Below are 16,873 nucleotides of genomic sequence, written 5' to 3' on the forward strand. Positions count from 1 at the left end.
CGGCCGGGCGTGGGCGAGCCCACCTCACCACGTCGTCGGGAACAGGGTTCCCGCGGTGCCGGACGGCGCCACCCCGAGCTCGCCGAGCGTGTAGCCGGCGACGTCGCTGAACACGGGTGCCGCGACCACACCGCCGTAGACGGACGAGCGCGGGTTGTGCAGGATGACCGCGACCGCGATGCGCGGGTCGTCGGCGGGTGCGACACCGATGAAGGACGCCGTGATCCCCTGCGCCCCGTTGGCGAGCCACGCCTGCGCCGTCCCCGTCTTGCCTGCCACCCGGTAGCCGGGGATCGCAGCGCTGGAGCCCGTGCCGTCGTCGACCACGCTCTCCATCATCGTGAGCACCGTCTGCGCGGTCTCCGGCGAGACGACCTGCGTCGTGGTCGGCGGGTCCGACGGTGTGAAGGTGCCGTCGGGCGACGTCCACCCCTTGATGATGTGCGGCTCCACGCGGACGCCGCCGTTGGCGATCGTCGCGAACACCTGGGTGGCCTGCAGGGCGGTCACCGAGAGCGACTGCCCGAACAGCACGGCGAACTTGTCGCGTCGCTGCCAGCTGTCGACGGGGTGCAGGATGCCGACGGACTCCCCCGGCATCTCGATGCCGGTCTTCGACCCGAAGCCGAACTTCTTGAGGTAGTCGAACCGGGTCTGCACGGGAAGGTTCTGGCCGATCATCACCGTGCCGGTGTTCGAGGACTCCGCCAGGACACCGGTCGTCGTGAGCTGGAGCACCCCGTGCGGGTGGGAGTCGTGGAACGTCTCCTTGCCGTCCGGGGAGTACTCGTAGGGCACCGACCACTGCGACAGGGGCGTCGCCACGTGGTTGTCCAGGATGGCCGACATCGTGATGACCTTGCCCGTCGAGCCCGGCTCGAACACGTCGGAGATCGCGCTGGACAGCGAGCCGCCGTTCGAGTCACCCGGGTTGTTCGGGTCCACGGTGTTGGAGTCCGCGATCGCGTAGATCTCACCGGTCTTGGTGTCGATCACGATGACCGATCCCGAGTCCGCGCCGGTTGCCGCCACCTGAGCCTTGAGCGCCGCGTAGGCGCGGAACTGGATGTCGGACTTGAGCGTGAGGGTGACCGAGTCGCCCTGTCGGGCCGGGGTCTCCTGCGAGTAGCCGCCCGGGATCGCCTGACCCATGCGTCCCCGCTCGTACGTCTCCTCGCCGGCCGTGCCGGTCAGCCGATCGTTCAGCGAGAGCTCGAGACCGTCCAGGCCGGTCCCGTTGGAGTTGACGAACCCGAGCACGTTCCCGGCGAGGTTGCCGTTCGGGTAGACGCGCTCCGCGACACGGTCCACGTTGACCCCGGGCAGGCCGAGCTTGCGCACCTCTCGGGCGACGTCGGGCAGCACGCCCTTCTTGATGTAGACGAACCCCCGGTCACCCACGAGCTTTCCGCCCAGCTCGGCCGCGTTCATGTCGAGCAGGGGAGCCAGACGCGCTGCGACGCCGGCTGCACCGTCCGGACCGTCGACGGCCCCCGTCGACCGGTACTCCGGCACGGTCTTCTGGTTGACGGAGATGTCGTAGCGCTCGACGGACGCCGCGAGCGCGACCCCGTCCGCGTCGGTGATCTCCCCCCGCCCGCCGAGCTCGGCCACCGAGACGAGCCGCGCGTCACGTGCCTGCGCGGCGATGCTCGGGCCGCGCAGCCCCTGCACATAGACGAGACGCCCGCCGAACACGACGAGCGTCAGGACGATGGCGATCGTGAGGAAGGTCATCCGGCCGCGCGAACCGGACCGCGGCGGACGGCCACCAGGACGCGTCGGAACCTCGACCGTGCGGGGCGGTCCCGCCGCACCGGGGACGCGCCCGCCCGAGCGGGGCCGCGGGACGGTGCCGTTGCCCCCCGGGCGTGCAGCGCTCGGCGGGCGTGCGCCCGTGCGCGGGCGACCGGTGACCGGCGTCGTCATCCGGCGGCCCCGGCGGGTTCGGGTGCGCCCTGCACGCTGCCGTCGGCAAGCTTCAACCAGCCCGTTCCGTTGGTGGGCACCATCCCGAGCGCCGCCGCGGCCTCCGCGAGGTGGGCGGGCGACGCCTGGGCGTCCAGGGCCGCCTGCTTGTCCTTGGCATCCTGGTCGAGCTGCCCCAGCTGGTTGGACAGGTCGTACTTGGCGTAGGCGGTCGACGCCATCGAGGTGTTCAGCAGCAGGGCCGAGAGCAGAGCTCCCGCGAGGACGGCCATGCAGGCCAGGATGAACGGCATCCGGGTCCGAGCATGCAGCGGCGCGCGGACAACCCTCAGACGAGGGGCGGGTGGATTCTGTGGCGCGGTACGGGGACGTGCCGGGGCCGTTGCCGTGCGGACAGCTGACTGGGCGCTCATGCTGCCCTCCTTCCCGTGGGTCGCGTAGGTGGTGCTGGTCGGTTGCGCAGGTGGTCGGGTGTGGGACGGGTCCGCTCCGCGGCTCGGAGACGGACCGACTGCGAGCGAGGGTTTCGGGTGATCTCGGCCTCGTCGGCCTCCTCGGCACCGCGGGTGACGAGACGCAGGTAGGGCGCGTGGGTCTCCGGCTCGACGGGCAGGTCGGGGGGCGCGCTCGACGTCGCACCGGCCGCCATGGCCCGCTTGACGGCGCGGTCCTCGAGCGAGTGGTACGACTCGACGACCAGGCGGCCGCCCACGGCGAGCGCCTCGATCGACTCCGGCAGGGCACGCTCGAGGGTCTCGATCTCGCCGTTCACCTCGATGCGCAGCGCCTGGAACGTGCGCTTGGCCGGGTTGCCGCCGGTCTTGCGCGTCGCGGCCGGGATGTTCGCGCGCACGATGCTCACCAGCTCGCCCGTGCGCTCGAGGGGCCGACGAGCACGCTGGGCGACGATCGCGCGAGCGATCCGCGGTGCGAACCTCTCCTCGCCGTACTCGCGCAGGATCCGGGCGAGCTCACGCTCGTCGTACGTGTTGAGCACGTCGGCCGCGGTCTGCCCCGTCGTGGCGTCCATCCGCATGTCGAGCGGTGCGTCGGCCGAGTAGGAGAAGCCACGTTCGCGCTCGTCGAGCTGCAGGGACGACACCCCGAGGTCCATGAGGACGCCCTGGACCTGGTCGATCCCGAGATCGGCGAGCACGTCGTTGATCTCGTCGTAGATGGCGTGCACGCCGGTGAAGCGGTCACCGAAGGGTGCGAGGCGCCGGCCGGCCAGCTCGAGAGCCTGAGGGTCTCGGTCCAGCCCGACCACCCGAACCTGGGGAAAGGCGGCCAGGACCCCCTCGGTGTGCCCTCCCATGCCTAGCGTCGAGTCGACCAGCACCGCCGAGTCGCGGTCCGCGAACGCGGGTGCGAGCAGCTCGAGGCAGCGCTGCAGGAGCACCGGCGTGTGGCGGGAGGCGGCGTCGTCCAGGTCGCTCATGGCCTGCCTCCCAGCTCGTGTGCCGCGTCGTGCGTGGTGAAGATCGAGGTCGGACGGCCCTCCGCCGTCCGACCAGATCCCCCTCCGACCCTCTGACGCCGGGGAAGTGCGTCAGGAAAGTCGGGGGGAGGTCTCACCGGGCGGCCCACCGGGCCAGGTGCTGCTGTCAGAACGGTCCGTTCGGGAAGACCTCCTCCGCCGTGTCGGCGTAGCCGGCCTCCTGCTCGGACAGGTACGTCTCCCATGCCTGCAGGTCCCAGATCTCGACGCGGGTACCCGTTCCGATGACGGCGACGTCGCGATCCAGGCCTGCGTACTTGCGCAGCATCGGCGGGATCGAGATCCGACCCTGCTTGTCGGGCAGCTCGTCGCTCGCACCCGACAGGAACACACGCAGGTAGTCACGAGCCTGGCGGCTCGTCACCGGCGCCTGGCGGAGCTGGTCGTGCATGCGCTGGAACTCCGCCATCGGGAGCAGGAACAGGCACCGCTCCTGACCGCGCGTCATGACGAGACCCGGGGCGAGCTGGCCGCGGAACTTGGCCGGAAGGATGAGCCGGCCCTTCTCGTCCAGGCGGGGCGTGTACGTCCCGAGGAAGGGCGCGAACGAGCCAAAAGTGCCGGTCGTCGGCTCATAGGTCACCCCGCCTCCCCTCGGCCCTTTGGTACGACGCTCCCCGCCTCACCACGTGCCTCCACGCTACTCCACTTCGCTCCACCGAGGCCCGTTGAAAGGTCGGATTCACCCGGTCGGAGCGATAAACATGCAGGTCACAGCGGTGGAGCGAAGTGGAGGAGATTGGCAGACCCACACCGCACCCGCGTGTGTCCGGGCGCGCCGCAGGACGCCAGATCAGACAAACTGGGGCGAATCGGAGGTCCAGATCCACGTCGGCCGACGGTGAACCTCGCCGCCGCCGGCAACGTGGAGGGAAGTGGGGGGCCAGTGGGCGATGAATGTCGCCGCAACGGCCTTTAGGCTCGACCCAGTTCCGCCAAAGGAGGCGCCATGCTGCAGGCCACCCCGTCGTCGACCGAGCTCGAGGACGTCGTCGCCACCACGCTTCGGATGCGTGCGGGGATCGAGAGCGTGGTGACCGGTCGGCCCGAGCTCGTGCGCGTCACGGTCGCCGTGCTGCTCGCCGAGGGGCACCTGCTCCTGGAGGACGTGCCGGGAGTCGGCAAGACGACGCTCGCCAAGGCGCTCGCCAAGACCATCGACTGCTCCGTCGGGCGGATCCAGTTCACACCGGACCTGCTGCCCTCCGACCTCACAGGGGTCAACATCTACCGGTCGCAGACGCACGAGTTCGAGTTCCGACCGGGGCCTGTGTTCGCGCACATCGTGATCGGCGACGAGATCAACCGCGCCTCGCCCAAGACACAGTCGGCGCTGCTCGAGTGCATGCAGGAGGCGCAGGCCACCGTCGACGGTCGGACGTACCCGCTGCCACGCCCGTTCCTCGTCGTCGCGACGCAGAACCCCGTCGAGATGGAAGGCACCTACCCGCTGCCCGAGGCGCAGCGCGACCGGTTCATGGCCCGCCTGACGGTCGGCTACCCGAGCATCGAGTCCGAGCTCGACATGCTCGACCTGCAGGAGACGTCCGACCCGCTCGACATCCTCGTGCCCGTGACCGACGCCAAGCAGGTCAAGGCCGCCATCGACGTGACCCGACGCCTGTTCGCGTCGCCCGCGGTGAAGCGGTACATCGTCGACCTCGTGACCGCGACCCGCGAGGACTCAGGGCTCCGGCTCGGTGCGTCCCCGCGGGCGGCGATCCAGCTGCTCCGCGCTGCCAAGGCGCTCGCCGCGATGGACGGGAGAGACCACGTGCTCCCGGACGACGTCCAGCAGCTGGCCGTGCCGGTGCTGGCTCACCGGCTGCTGCCGAGCACCGAGTCACGCCTGTCGGGTCGCAGCACGTCGGACATCGTCGCCGACATCGTCGACCGCATAGCCCTGCCCGCACCGGCTGCGGCCGGACGAGCCCGTCGCGCCGTCGGCTGATGCGTCTGCGCCCCACCGCTCGTGGGTGGACCCTCGCGGCTGCGGGGGTCGCCGCGCTCCAGCTCGGCGTGGTGCTCGGCTCCGTCGACCTGGTGCGCATCGGCACGCTCGCCCTCCTGCTCGTGGTGGCTGCGGCGATCGGCGTGCTCGTGTTCGACCCGGGCCGCGGGCGGCACCGGCTCGCCGTCACCCGCAGCAGCACGCCGAACCCTGTCCACTCGGGAGCCGAGGCTCAGATCGAGGTCGTCATCGGCGCCACCGACCCCGCAGCGCGCGTGCGCCTGGCAGGGCTGAAGTTCGCCGAGCAGGCCGCGACCGAGCTCTCGGGAGGCCGGCCGCTGCGGGCTCGCGTCACCCGGGCACCGCGCCGCGTCACGGTCACCTACGCGGTGCAGGCCGCGCGTCGTGGCCGCTGGCCGCTCGGACCGCTCGTCGTGACGCGCAGCGACCCGTTCGGGGTCGTCAGGGCGTCGGCGACCCTCGGAGAGCAGGCCGAGGTCTCGGTGTGGCCGTCCGTGGTGCCGCTGCCGACCCCCGGTGACGTGCTCGTGGGTGAGCCCGACCGGGTCGCGCTCGGCGCTCGCACACCGTCCACCGACGACGCGTCCCTGCGGGACTACCGCGAAGGTGACGACCTGCGTCGCGTGCACTGGAGCAGCAGCGCGCGCCGTGGCGCCCTCATGGTTCGCTCCGACGAGCGCGCCGGGATGCGGCCCGTGTCCGTCCTGCTCGGCCTGCCCGCCCGCACGTCCGCGCTGGAGTGGTCGATCTCCCTGGCGGCCTCGATGGCGCTCGCGATGCTCGACGGCGGTCACCCCGTCCGGATGGTCGGCGGTGCACCGTCGGAGCCGGAGTCCGGTCCGTACCCGCTCGCGTTCGTGCACAGCCGATCCGGTCCCAGCGCGCGGGCCGCCGTGCTCGACCGGACGCTCGACCTCGAGGCGCCGCGCTCGAACGTGCAGGGCGAGATCGACCTGGTCGCGGCAGCGCGCATGCTGCACACCACCGACGCGGCGGGCGAGATCGTGCTCGCGGTGCTCGGTCCGCTCGGTGCGTCCGCACGCGCCGCGCTCGCCCACGTGGCCGACGACGCCCAGGCCTGGGCTGTCGTCCGTTCCGACACCCCCGGGCATGTCGTCGAGGCGAACGACACCGTCCTGGCGCTGCGCCGGGCCGGGTGGCGCGCCTGCCGTGTCACGCCCGACGAACCGATCGTCGACTGCTGGCTCCGCCTCCTGGGATCTGCCACATGATCGGCCGCCTGCACCCGATCCCCCGCGGTCCGCGCGCCGCCGTCGGCACCGGGCTGGTGGCCGCCGCGACCTGCTCGAGCCTGCTCGCGCTGCAGAACCTGATGGTGCGCGGGACCTGGCTCTCCACGGCGTGGTTCACGGTGCTCGTCGTCGCGGCGATCGTCATGGGCGCCCGTGCGGTGACCCGGTCGTGGTGGGCACCCTCGCTGGTCGGGCTCGTGGTGTCGGTCGCGATCATCCTGGTCCGCTACGGCGCCGCCCCTGGACGCGTCCGCGTGCTCCCGGACGCCAGCTCGTTCGAACGCACTCTCGCGACCGCCCGCGAGGGCGTCGCCGTCATCAACGCCTCACTCGTGCCGATGCAGAGCGTCCGATCCTCGGAGCTCCTCATCGTCACGGGCGCACTGGCCGTGTTCCTCCTCGCCGACCTCCTCGCGATCGGGCTCGGAGCGCCGGCCGCGTCAGGTCTGGCGTTCGCGACGCTCTGGATCCCCGCGATCGTCCTCGGCTTCTCCGCCAGCGGCTGGGCGCTCGCCTGGACCGCCCTGGCCTACCTGCTCCTGCTCGCTCTGAGCGCCGCGCCCACGACCGCCCACGCCGACCAGGGAAGACGTGCGTCCGTCGCGATCTTCTCGTCGGTGGCGCTCATCGTCGCGACGGTCGTCATCGGACCTGCAGTGGCCTCGTTCCCGGGCTGGGCGTCGATGAGCCTGCCGTCCTTCGGGTCCGGCCCGATCGGCCCGCTGCAGCTCAGCGACGACCTCGACCTGCGACAGAGCCTCGGCAGCCGCTCCGGGCAGGTCGTCATGACCTACACGGTGACGCCGCCGGCCGTCGTCACCGACCCGGCAGACCCGACGCCCACGCCCAGCGCGTCCAGCGCTCCCCTGGGTGGCGCCACCGCCCGGACCGTCGGCCCGCTGCGGGCCTTCACCCTCGCCGACTTCGACGGCACCACCTGGCAGCGCACCGACGCGCTCCGGCTCGACCCGTGGGACCCCGCGACGTTGCTCACGTCCGACTCGAGCATCGTCGGCACCACCCCCGACGCCGAGCGCGGCACGTTGGCCGACGTGGTCGTCGATGTAGGTCGTCTGCAGGAACGTCGCCTGCCGATCAGCACGTTCCCCCGAACGGTCGTCGTCGACGGTGCCTGGCAGTACGACCAGGCCCGCGACGAGGTCGTCGGCAGACGCGGCACGTACAACGGCCTGCAGTACTCCATGCAGGTGGAGATCCCGCGGCTGACCAAGGACGACCTCGCCACGGCGGACGTCGGTGACCCCGGTGACGGCGGCGCCACGCTCGAGGTTCCGAAGACGTCGCACAGCGACGACATCGCCGAGAAGGCCCGCGAGCTGACGGCCGATGCGAGCACGCCCTACCAGCGGGCGATGGACCTCCAGGGTTTCTTCCACGCGACGTCCAACTTCACGTACGACACCCACGTCGCACCCTCGCGCTCCGACGACGCGGTCTGGGACTTCCTGCAGTCCACCCACGGGTACTGCGTGCAGTTCGCGACCTCGATGACGATCATGGCGCGGACCCTCGGCATCCCGGCGCGCGTCGCTGTGGGGTTCCTGCCTGGGGAGGCCGACGACGACGGGAAGTACGTCATCACCGGACGGCAGTCCCACGCGTGGCCCGAGCTGTACTTCGAGGACTTCGGATGGGTGCGGTTCGAGCCGACCCCGGCGAGCCAGACAGGGCCGCTGCCGGCGTGGAGCGACCCGTTCGCAGGCGTCAGCGGGTCCGACGGCAGCCGGGAGGAGGGCGTTCCCGGGTCCAGCACCGGCGCCTCGTCCGCGCCGGTCCCCGCCACGCCGCAGTCGGCAACCGCAGCCGCGGACCAGAGCAGCATGTGGGTTCCCGTCGGGATCACCGTGGCGGTCGTCGTGGTGATCGCTTCGCTCGGCGTGATGCTCGTCCGGCGCCGGGCCAGCATGCTCCCGGAGCTCACGCCTGAGCGGGCCTGGTCACGTGCGCGTCGCCGGCTGGCCAAGCGAGGGCTGGTCTGGTCCGACTCCGACACACCCCGAACCGTGGTGTCGTCGGTCAACGCCCAGCTGCGGGCCCGCACCGGAGCGGAGCTGGCCGGCGACGCCTCCGCGGCCCTCGTGGCACTGGCGCGCGCGGTCGAGGCGGAGCGCTACGCGCGCGAACCGTCAGTGGTCGAGTCCGCGGTGCTCGCGCGGTGGGTGGACGACCTGGTCGACGGAGCGGAGAACGCGCTCAGCGACCGCTCTCACCGCGGCGCCGTTCCCAGCGCTCCTCGAGGCGACTCATAAGACCTGCACGCTGCTTCTTGACCGGCCGCACGGCACCGTCGCTCTGCACCACGCCACGCGGTCCGGAACGGCGACCAGAGTGGCGGGGGTCCGCGAAAGCGAACGCCACGGCGCCGAACATGATCACGAAGCCGACCACGCCCAGCCACGCCTGGCTCTGGGCTGCGCCCAGGACGAGCAGCAGCAGGCCGACGGTCGCACCGACGCCTGCGATGACATAGCGCCCGAACGGGCGGCGCCCGCGCTGGGTCAGCGTGTTGGCGAGCCGAGGGTCGTCAGATGTCAGCTGACGTTCCATCTGCTCGAGCACGCGCTGCTCGTACTCGGAGAGAGGCATACTGACCCCCGTTGTCAGCCGTAAGCACCTGTGTTGCCCTCAGGATAGATCCGCGGGAACGAAGGTGGTAGTCGAGCGTGAGGGTACTCCACCAACCTGCGTGTCCCCTGCGTGAGCGCAATTCCGCCTATACGGCCTCGAACCAGGTCGACTTGAGGCCCGGCACCCGGCCGTCCCGCTCAGGTTCACCCACCGCGTCGTCCAGCGTGGGGTGTCGGATGGTCTGGACGACCTCCGTGAGCCCGTCCACGGACAGCACGACCCGACGCACGGAGAGCCCGCCGAGGTCCACGCCGGCGATCAGCTCGCGCGCGGCGAGGTAGAGCTCGCGGCCGGCGTCCGTCGGTGTCAATAGCGTGCGCGACCGGCTGAGCGACCGGAAGTCTGACGTCCTTACCTGCACGCTCACACTCCGCGTCGCCAGGCCCCGCGCCCGCAGCCGGCCGGCGCAGAGGTCGGCCAGGTCACGCGTCACCGCCTGGACGACGCCGAGATCCGCGACATGGCCGACGAGCGTCTCCTCTGCGCTGACCGACGTCTCAGTGCGACGTGGGAGGACCGGACGCGGGTCCCGCCCCCACGAAAGGTCGACGAGGTGCGCACCCGCGACCCGGCCGACGGCCCGGTGCACGACGGTGACGTCGCTGTCCGCGAGCTCGGCGACCGTGTGGATCCCCCAGCGCGACAGAGCCTCCTCGATCCCGCCGTCGACCCCCTTCAGGGCGGACAGGGGGTGCGACCGCACGAAATCCACCGCGGCCCGCCGCGGGATCAGCAGAACGCCGTCGGGCTTGGCCCGGCCCGAGGCGAGCCTGGCGACGAGCTTGGTCGAGCCGATCCCGACCGAGCACGTGATGCCGTACTGCTCGTGCACGCGGCGCCGGACCACCGCGGCAATCTCGATCGGCGGCCCGAGGCGACGCCGTGCGCCGGCCACGTCGAGGAAAGCCTCACCGGCGCCGACCTGCTCCACGAGAACCGTGACGTCGCCCAGCAGCCGCATGACGCCGGTGGACACCTCTCGGTACACGTGATGGTCCGGCGGGACTACGATCGCCTGGGGGCACTGGCGCAGAGCTGTCGACATCGGCATGTCCGAGTCGACGCCGAACGCACGTGCCTCATAGGACGCCGAAAGGACGACTCCGCCGGGGGCACGGCCCACGATGACAGGCAGGCCGCGCAGCTGCGGGCGGCGGGCCAGCTCGACCGACACGAAGAACTCGTCCAGCTCGACGTGCAGGATCGAGCAGCTGTCCTCGCCTCGGCCCCAGTCGCGCCGCGTCTGCGCGGACCGGGGCGCGCGGCTCACGAGGCCCGCAGAGCGTGCGCTGCCGTGCCGACGTCGTCTCCCTGCACGGCGTCACGTGCCGCGTCCACGAAGTCCTCCGCCCAGAACAGCGCCTGCTCGGCCCTGCCGGCAGAGAGCTCGTCGAACCGTCCGGCGTCCACCGCCGAGCGCAGCGGCGCGGCATCGGCGAAGTACGTCGACCACGCCACCAGCTCGGGCGCGACCGCGTCGAGCAGCTCCCACACCGTGCGCAGCGCCTTTCGACCGGGAGCGGCGGTACGAGCCGCGACGACCGCCGCACCGGCCCGCAGGGCCGCGAGGTGCGCGTGCGTGAAGAGCTCCCACGCCTCCGAGGACAACCGAGCCGCCACCAGCTCGGCGTCGGCACGGCGGAGCAGCTCAGCGGCACGGGTCGACTGTGGCCCTGCCGTGGCCCTCGTGGACCTCATGTCGAGCTGCTGCGCCATCACGACCTCCCTCTCGTCCACCGAACCCGCCTCACCAAGCATCGAACACCTGTTCGATGCTGTCAACCGTCGGTGCCACCCGTACCGTGTCCGCATGGCCGCGCGAGATCGATCCCCCCGCCGGAGCACAGGTTCGCAGCGGCCACCCACACGCGCCGCGGCCCGGGCGCTCTGGCCGACCGGTCCGATGCCGATCTCGACCGGCACCGTCGAGCTCGAGCGCGACCCGGACGACCCCGACGGCGTCACGGTGCTGGTCAACGGAGTGCCGAGCTCCTACCTCGACCTCGTCGACCCCACGCACCTCGTCTTCGAGTACATGCAGCAGATGGCCGAGGTGATCGACCGGATCGCGCCCGCAGGTGGGCCGCTCGACGTCGTGCACCTCGGCGCCGCCGGCTGCGCGCTCGCGCGGGCCATCCACGCCGAACGGCCCGGCTCCCGGCAGCTGGCCATCGAGCTCGACACGGCGCTGCCCGAGCTCGTGCGCGGCTGGTTCGACCTGCCACGTGCACCCGCCCTGCGGATCCGCGCGGGCGACGCGAGGACCGAGCTCGAGAAGCTGCCGGATGCGTCCGCCGACGTCGTGGTCCGGGACGTGTTCGCCGGAGACACCACGCCACGGCACGTCCGGACGCGGGAGATGGTCGCGCAGGTCGCGAGGGTCCTGCGGCCCGGCGGCGTCTACCTGGTCAACACGGCCGACCGACCGCCGTTGTCAGGAGCACGCGCAGAGATCGCGACCATCGACCGGTGCTTCGCGGACGTCGTCGTCGTCGCCGAGCCCGGACTGCTGCGTGGCCGAGGCTACGGAAACCTCGTCGTCGCCGCGACCGACGACCTCGACCTGCTCTCCTCACCTGCGCTCGCGCGCGCGATCCGTAGCCTTCCCGCTCCGGCCCGGCTGCTCAGGGACGACGAGCTCGTGGGATACGTCGCGGGTGCCCAGGAGCTCCGCGACGGCCCGCCTGCGTCATAGGGCCACATGCGCGACAGGCTGCGCCCCCGGGATCCGGGGGCACAGCCTGTCATGTCGTGCGAGAGGTCAGATCAGAGCGGCCGGACGCTCTCCGCCTGCGGGCCCTTGGCGCCCTGGGTGATCTCGAACTCGACGCGCTGACCCTCGTCAAGGCTGCGGTAGCCCGAGGAGTCGATGGCGGAGTAGTGCACGAAGACGTCGGCACCGCCGCCGTCCTGGGCGATGAACCCGAAGCCCTTCTCAGCGTTGAACCACTTGACAGCACCCTGTGCCATGTTTGCTTCCTCTGTTCCCACCGGTGACGACGCCGACCCTGCTGTCCGCGCCATGCCGCAATGCCTCACGTCCTGCACCGGGTGACCCAGCCGAGAACGGCTCGTCGGAACCGCTTCCTGCGCGAATGCTCAGGTCACGGCGCCGGTCAAGCGAGTACGCCACTGCAACGGGTGCATCTTTGCACCCGTCCTGTGGGCTGCGCCACGTTTTCGCTCGTCCGGCACACCCGCTCGAGGCAACGATTGGATAAAGGTCGCTGCGACTCGCAGAATCAGGCGGGCCCGCCGTCGGACTGCTGGGCGAGGAAGCGCTCGAACTCGGCGCCGAGCTCGTCGGCCGTGGGGATGTCCGAGGACCCTGCGAGCAGGCTCGTGCGGCCGATGCTGCGCGTGAACGCGTCGTACTGCTCCTCGAGCGCGTGGACGACGGCGGCGACGTCCTCGGACGCACCGACCTGTCGCTCGATCTCCTGCATGGCCTCGTCGGCCGCCGGCGTGAGCGACTCGACGTTCAGCTCGAGGCCCGTCGCGCGCTCGATCTTGCGCAGCGCCGCCTGGCTCGCCTGCGGGAACGCCGACTGCGCCAGGTAGTGAGGCACATGGACCGCGAACCCGAGAGCGTCATGACCCGACTGCCCGAGCCGCAGCTCGAGCAGGGCACTCGCGCTTGCGGGCACCTGCACGGTGCCGAACCACGACTGGTGGTCGGCGACCAGCTCGGCTCGGGTGGCGTGCGCGGTCACGGACAGCGGGCGCGTGTGCGGGATGCCCATCGGGATCCCGTGCAGGCCGACGGTGAGCGGCACGTCGAACCGCTCGACGATCTGCCGTACCGCGGCGACGTACCGCTCCCACTGCACGTCCGGCTCGACGCCGTGCAGGAGAAGGAACGGCACACCGCTGGCGTCCTCGACGACGTCGACGACGAGCTCGGGCTCCGAGTAGGAGGCCCACGTGGTCTGGTCGAAGGTCATCAGCGGGCGTCGTGAGCGGTAGTCGAGGAGCTGGTCGACGTCGAACGTGGCGAGCCGGGTCGTCGTCAGCTCGTCGAGAAGGTGCTCGGCCGCCAGCTGACCGGCGTTGCCCGCGTCCACGAAACCCCGGACGGCGTGCACGAGCACCGGGCCTGCACCGTTGACGGTGCGTGCCTCCACCTCGGCGGCGACCTCAGGGTCGACGTCGTAGATCTCGCTCGGGTTCAACATGCTCGTCTCACTTCCGTCCGTGGGCCCCGGGGACCGCGTGCCCGAAGCTCCGAGCCCGCGGTCGCTCGCCGGTACGGGATTAACGCCACGCACCGCACAGATGTTCCGACGAGTCAGCGGTTCGGCAGGCGGACGACCTCGACGAAGAACTCATCGATCTGACGGACCACGTCGATGAACCTGTCGAAGTCGACAGGCTTCGTGACGTACGCGTTGGCATGCAGCGAGTAGCTGCGCACCACGTCCTCCTCGGCCTCCGACGTGGTCAGCACGACCACAGGGATCTTGCGCAGACGCTCGTCGGACTTGACGGCCTCGAGCACCTCGCGCCCGTCCATGCGGGGCAGGTTCAGGTCCAGCAGCACGAGGTCCGGGGTCGGGGCGTCCTTGTGCGGACCCTCCTTGCGCAGGAACTGGAGCGCCTCGACGCCATCGGCCACCACCGAGAGCCGGTTGCGCAGCTTGTTGTCCGAGAACGCCTCCTGCGTCATCAGGACGTCGCCCGGGTCGTCCTCCACGAGAAGGACGTCGATGACCTTGGAGTCAGGCATTGCTGGGCTCGCTCTCGTGGTGACTGTCGTGCGGTGCAGGCTGTGGTGCGGGCAGGGTCCACCGGATGGCGGTGCCGGGACCGTCGGGCTGCGCGATCCAGATCCGACCGCCGTGGAACTCGACGATCTTCTTGCACAGCGCCAGCCCGATGCCTGTGCCCTCGTAGACGTCCTTCGGATGCAGGCGCTGGAAGATCACGAAGACACGTTCGGCGTACTGAGCATCGATCCCGATGCCGTTGTCCCGGCACTCCAGCTCCCAGGAGTCTGCCACGCGATGAGCGCTGACGTGGATCGAGGGCAGCACGTCGGGCCTGTGGAACTTGATGCCGTTCGCGACGAGGTTCTGGAGGAGCTGCACCAGCAGAGGCGCCTCGCCCTGGACCACGGGCAGCTCGTCGTGCGTGACCACCGCTCCCGAGTCCGCGACCGCCTCGCTCAGCTGGTCGAGCGCGATGGCCAGGGCCTCGCCCAGATCGACGTCGGTCACCTCGCCGCCTACTCGTCCGACGCGCGAGAAGCCGAGAAGGTCCTGGATCAGCCGCTGCATCCGCTTCGCGCCGTCCACCGCGAACTCGATGTACTGGTCGGCACGCTCGTCGAGCTGTCCCCCGTATCGCTTCTGCAGGAGCTGCGTGAAGCTGGCCACCTTGCGCAGCGGCTCCTGCAGGTCGTGCGACGCGACGTACGCGAACTGCTCGAGGTCACGGTTGGAGCGCACCAGCTCCTGGGCCTGCTCCGTCAGCAGCTGGTTGGCCTCGGCCACCTCCCGGCGGGCCGCCTCGAGAACCTGTACCTGGTCGACGAGCGCCGTGCGCATGCGATCCACGTCGTCCGCGAGATCGGTGATCTCGCCGGGCCCCGTGACGACCACCCGGTGGTGCAGGTCGCCGGACGACACCGCCTGAGCCTGGGCTGCCAGGTCGTCCAACGGTTCGACGATCCAGCGACGCAGGGTGACCCACAGCGCGACACCGAGCCCCACCGCCGACAGGACCAGCAGCGCGACGGTCGCGGCGCCGATCCACGTCCACGCGTGGAGCTCGCCCAGTGCCGAGTCCCGCTCGGCACGAAGCGCGTCGATGTACGCCTGGGCGGCTACGCGTGCATCGTCGAACAGCGTCTTGCCGCGCTCGATGTCCTCGGCACCGACCGTGCCGCTCGCACGCACGTCGGCCATCGCGGGAACGGCGAACTCCTCGTTCCAGGCCTGCGACGCGTCGGCCGCCGCCCGGGCCGCCGACGCGACCGCATCGCTCGACCCGTCCCGGGCCGCTGCCCCGGCGAGCGAGCGGAACGGCACGTCGTCCGCGAGCGCCCGGTCGTACGGTTCGAGGGTCACCGGGTCGCCGGTGAGGGCGAAGCCGCGCAGGCCGGTCTCCGCGTCGAGCAGTCGGATGTAGGCACCGTCCGCACGCGTGATCGCCGTGAAGTACGTCTCCGTGACCGCCTGCTGACGGTCGATCAGCCGAACCAGGACGACCGCCGCGAGGACGACCACGATCGAAAGCGCGGCACCGGCCACGACGATGAGGGTGCGCAGCCGCGCGCGCAAGGTCGACGAGCGTCGCACGGGCGACGCGGCACCGTTCACGGCCGCCATCCGACGACGACCACGGCGGAGTCGTCGACGAGGTCGCCCCCGTGCAGCTCACGGACCTCGCGCAGCAGCCGGTCGCCGATGTCGTCGGCACCCTCGGCGAGAGCGCGGTCGATCAGCGCGAGCAGACCTGCCTTGCCGACACGCTCTCGTCCCCCGGCGACCGTCGCCTCCATCACGCCGTCGGTGTACAGCAGGATCCGCCACGTGTCCGGCAGATCCAGGCGCACCGGTGCCCAGCCACCCGGCACCGGGATACCGAGCGCGCGGCCCCGGCCGTGGGTGGGCAGCAGGCTCGCCGTCGCCCCGAGCTCGATCGGCGCCGGGTGGCCGGCCAGGTAGAGGTCGACCGACGCACGATCGGACGCCACCTCGAGCATCGCCACCGTGGTGAAGATCTCGGGGCGGCCCCGCTCGGCCACGAGGACGCGTTCCATCAGGTCCAGGATCTGGTCGGCAGGTATGTCGGCGAGCACCAACGTCCGCCAAGCGGTCCGCAGCGTCGCACCGAGGGCCGCCTCGTCGGGCCCGTGACCGCAGACGTCACCCACCAGTGCCAGGACGGAACCGTCCGGGCGCTGGACGACGTCGTAGAAGTCGCCACCCAGCACGCCGTCGCGCCCCGCCCGGTAGCCGACGCGCACGTCGAGGCGCTCGTCCACGACAGCGGGCGTGGGCAGCAACGCGCGTTCGAGCCGGTTGACCTCCTCCGCACGGACGAGGCTCCGGTAGAGCGCACGGTCGGCCTCCTCCAGCCTGCGACGCTGCACGGCGTACCGCACGGACCTGGCGAGGAGCTCGGGGCCCACCTCACCCTTGACCAGATAGTCCTGCGCGCCCGCGGCGACGGCGCGGACTCCGACGTCCCCGCCCGCCAGCCCCGTCAGGACGACGACGCCGGGAGCACCGCAGGCGAGCAGCTGCTCGAGAGCGTCGATGCCGGTGGCGTCGGGCAGGCCGAGGTCGAGCAGGACGAGGTCGAACCGACCTCCCGCGTCGGTGCCCGCGGTCGGATCGACGTGAAGCAGCTCGATCGCGCGATCGAGCGTCTGGACCCAGGACATGGTCACGGACAGCCCCGCGTCGACGAGCAGCTCGCGAACGAGGATCGCATCCCCCTCGTCGTCCTCGACCAGCAGGAGCCGCAACGCGGGGTCGCGGTCCGTCGGGACGCCTGCGCCCCTGCTCGGGCGCACGTCGGCTGGGGGCTGGATCACCTGTACTCCTCACATGTGTGCACCGCAGG

16 protein-coding genes are annotated in these 16,873 nt (G+C 71.3%); 4 read left to right on the top strand and 12 right to left on the bottom strand.

Features of this window, described 5'->3' with window-relative positions; genetic code table 11:
- Positions 1 to 24: 24 nt before the first annotated feature.
- From N553_RS22710 to mraZ, 4 genes are all read right to left on the bottom strand, one after another.
- The gene (locus tag N553_RS22710; RefSeq protein ID WP_034622444.1) at positions 25 to 1,737 is read right to left on the bottom strand and encodes a penicillin-binding protein 2; all 1,713 of its coding nucleotides are present in this window, start codon (positions 1,735 to 1,737) and stop codon (positions 25 to 27) included.
- A gap of 188 nt (positions 1,738 to 1,925) precedes the next feature.
- Positions 1,926 to 2,201, bottom strand: a complete 276-nt coding sequence (locus tag N553_RS22715; RefSeq protein WP_231505277.1) for a hypothetical protein — start codon at positions 2,199 to 2,201, stop codon at positions 1,926 to 1,928.
- 137 nt (positions 2,202 to 2,338) lie between these two features.
- On the bottom strand, positions 2,339 to 3,367 hold the full coding sequence (gene rsmH / locus N553_RS0113380; protein WP_028046941.1) for a 16S rRNA (cytosine(1402)-N(4))-methyltransferase RsmH: 1,029 nt from the start codon (positions 3,365 to 3,367) through the stop codon (positions 2,339 to 2,341).
- A 166-nt stretch (positions 3,368 to 3,533) separates the two neighbouring features.
- Positions 3,534 to 4,010 carry a division/cell wall cluster transcriptional repressor MraZ gene (mraZ, locus tag N553_RS0113385; RefSeq protein WP_028046942.1) on the bottom strand — a complete coding sequence of 159 codons (477 nt, stop codon included), beginning with the start codon at positions 4,008 to 4,010 and terminating at the stop codon, positions 3,534 to 3,536.
- Between the two features lie 366 nt (positions 4,011 to 4,376).
- Here mraZ and N553_RS0113390 point away from each other — a divergent pair, with 366 nt between their 5' ends.
- Genes N553_RS0113390 through N553_RS0113400 form a run of 3 tightly spaced genes read left to right on the top strand, consistent with a single transcriptional unit; the run spans position 4,377 to position 8,922 of the window.
- Positions 4,377 to 5,378: a MoxR family ATPase gene (locus N553_RS0113390; RefSeq protein ID WP_028046943.1), complete on the top strand. Its 1,002-nt coding sequence runs from the start codon at positions 4,377 to 4,379 to the stop codon at positions 5,376 to 5,378.
- Positions 5,378 to 6,631: a DUF58 domain-containing protein gene (locus N553_RS0113395; RefSeq protein ID WP_028046944.1), complete on the top strand. Its 1,254-nt coding sequence runs from the start codon at positions 5,378 to 5,380 to the stop codon at positions 6,629 to 6,631. The genes N553_RS0113390 and N553_RS0113395 overlap by 1 nt, the downstream gene beginning before the upstream one ends.
- On the top strand, positions 6,628 to 8,922 hold the full coding sequence (locus N553_RS0113400) for a DUF3488 and transglutaminase-like domain-containing protein (protein ID WP_028046945.1): 2,295 nt from the start codon (positions 6,628 to 6,630) through the stop codon (positions 8,920 to 8,922). The genes N553_RS0113395 and N553_RS0113400 overlap by 4 nt, the downstream gene beginning before the upstream one ends.
- Here N553_RS0113400 and N553_RS0113405 read toward each other — a convergent pair.
- The 3 genes from N553_RS0113405 to N553_RS22725 all read right to left on the bottom strand — a co-directional run bounded on the left by N553_RS0113405 (position 8,867) and on the right by N553_RS22725 (position 11,017).
- Complete coding sequence (locus N553_RS0113405; protein WP_028046946.1) at positions 8,867 to 9,259, bottom strand: DUF3040 domain-containing protein; 393 nt, start codon at positions 9,257 to 9,259, stop codon at positions 8,867 to 8,869. The genes N553_RS0113400 and N553_RS0113405 overlap by 56 nt on opposite strands.
- A gap of 127 nt (positions 9,260 to 9,386) precedes the next feature.
- Positions 9,387 to 10,571 carry a DNA polymerase IV gene (locus N553_RS22720; RefSeq protein ID WP_156043842.1) on the bottom strand — a complete coding sequence of 395 codons (1,185 nt, stop codon included), beginning with the start codon at positions 10,569 to 10,571 and terminating at the stop codon, positions 9,387 to 9,389.
- Complete coding sequence (locus tag N553_RS22725) at positions 10,568 to 11,017, bottom strand: SAV_6107 family HEPN domain-containing protein (RefSeq protein ID WP_197030083.1); 450 nt, start codon at positions 11,015 to 11,017, stop codon at positions 10,568 to 10,570. The genes N553_RS22720 and N553_RS22725 overlap by 4 nt, the downstream gene beginning before the upstream one ends.
- A 187-nt stretch (positions 11,018 to 11,204) precedes the next feature.
- Between N553_RS22725 and N553_RS22730 the strand changes: the two genes are divergently transcribed.
- Positions 11,205 to 11,996: a spermidine synthase gene (locus N553_RS22730; RefSeq protein ID WP_231505278.1), complete on the top strand. Its 792-nt coding sequence runs from the start codon at positions 11,205 to 11,207 to the stop codon at positions 11,994 to 11,996.
- 71 nt (positions 11,997 to 12,067) lie between these two features.
- On the opposite strand, the gene N553_RS0113425 is transcribed toward N553_RS22730, so the two are convergent.
- The 5 genes from N553_RS0113425 to N553_RS22740 form a co-directional block, all read right to left on the bottom strand.
- Entirely contained in the window at positions 12,068 to 12,271 is a 204-nt protein-coding gene (locus tag N553_RS0113425; protein WP_028046947.1) for a cold-shock protein, read from the bottom strand.
- A 272-nt stretch (positions 12,272 to 12,543) separates the two neighbouring features.
- A complete protein-coding gene (locus N553_RS0113430) occupies positions 12,544 to 13,476 on the bottom strand; it encodes a PAC2 family protein (protein ID WP_028046948.1) in 933 nt (310 codons plus the stop codon).
- 113 nt (positions 13,477 to 13,589) lie between these two features.
- Positions 13,590 to 14,027 (bottom strand): response regulator, encoded by a 438-nt coding sequence (locus N553_RS0113435; protein WP_028046949.1) that lies wholly within the window; start codon positions 14,025 to 14,027, stop codon positions 13,590 to 13,592.
- The gene (locus N553_RS22735) at positions 14,020 to 15,630 is read right to left on the bottom strand and encodes an ATP-binding protein (RefSeq protein WP_034622453.1); all 1,611 of its coding nucleotides are present in this window, start codon (positions 15,628 to 15,630) and stop codon (positions 14,020 to 14,022) included. Before N553_RS22735 ends, N553_RS0113435 begins: the two co-directional genes overlap by 8 nt.
- A complete protein-coding gene (locus N553_RS22740) occupies positions 15,618 to 16,844 on the bottom strand; it encodes a PP2C family protein-serine/threonine phosphatase (RefSeq protein WP_156043843.1) in 1,227 nt (408 codons plus the stop codon). The genes N553_RS22735 and N553_RS22740 overlap by 13 nt, the downstream gene beginning before the upstream one ends.
- Positions 16,845 to 16,873 lie beyond the last annotated feature (29 nt).

It is taken from the genome of Cellulomonas sp. URHE0023 (assembly GCF_000688475.1).
In the GTDB taxonomy this organism is placed as follows: Bacteria; Actinomycetota; Actinomycetes; order Actinomycetales; family Cellulomonadaceae; genus Cellulomonas.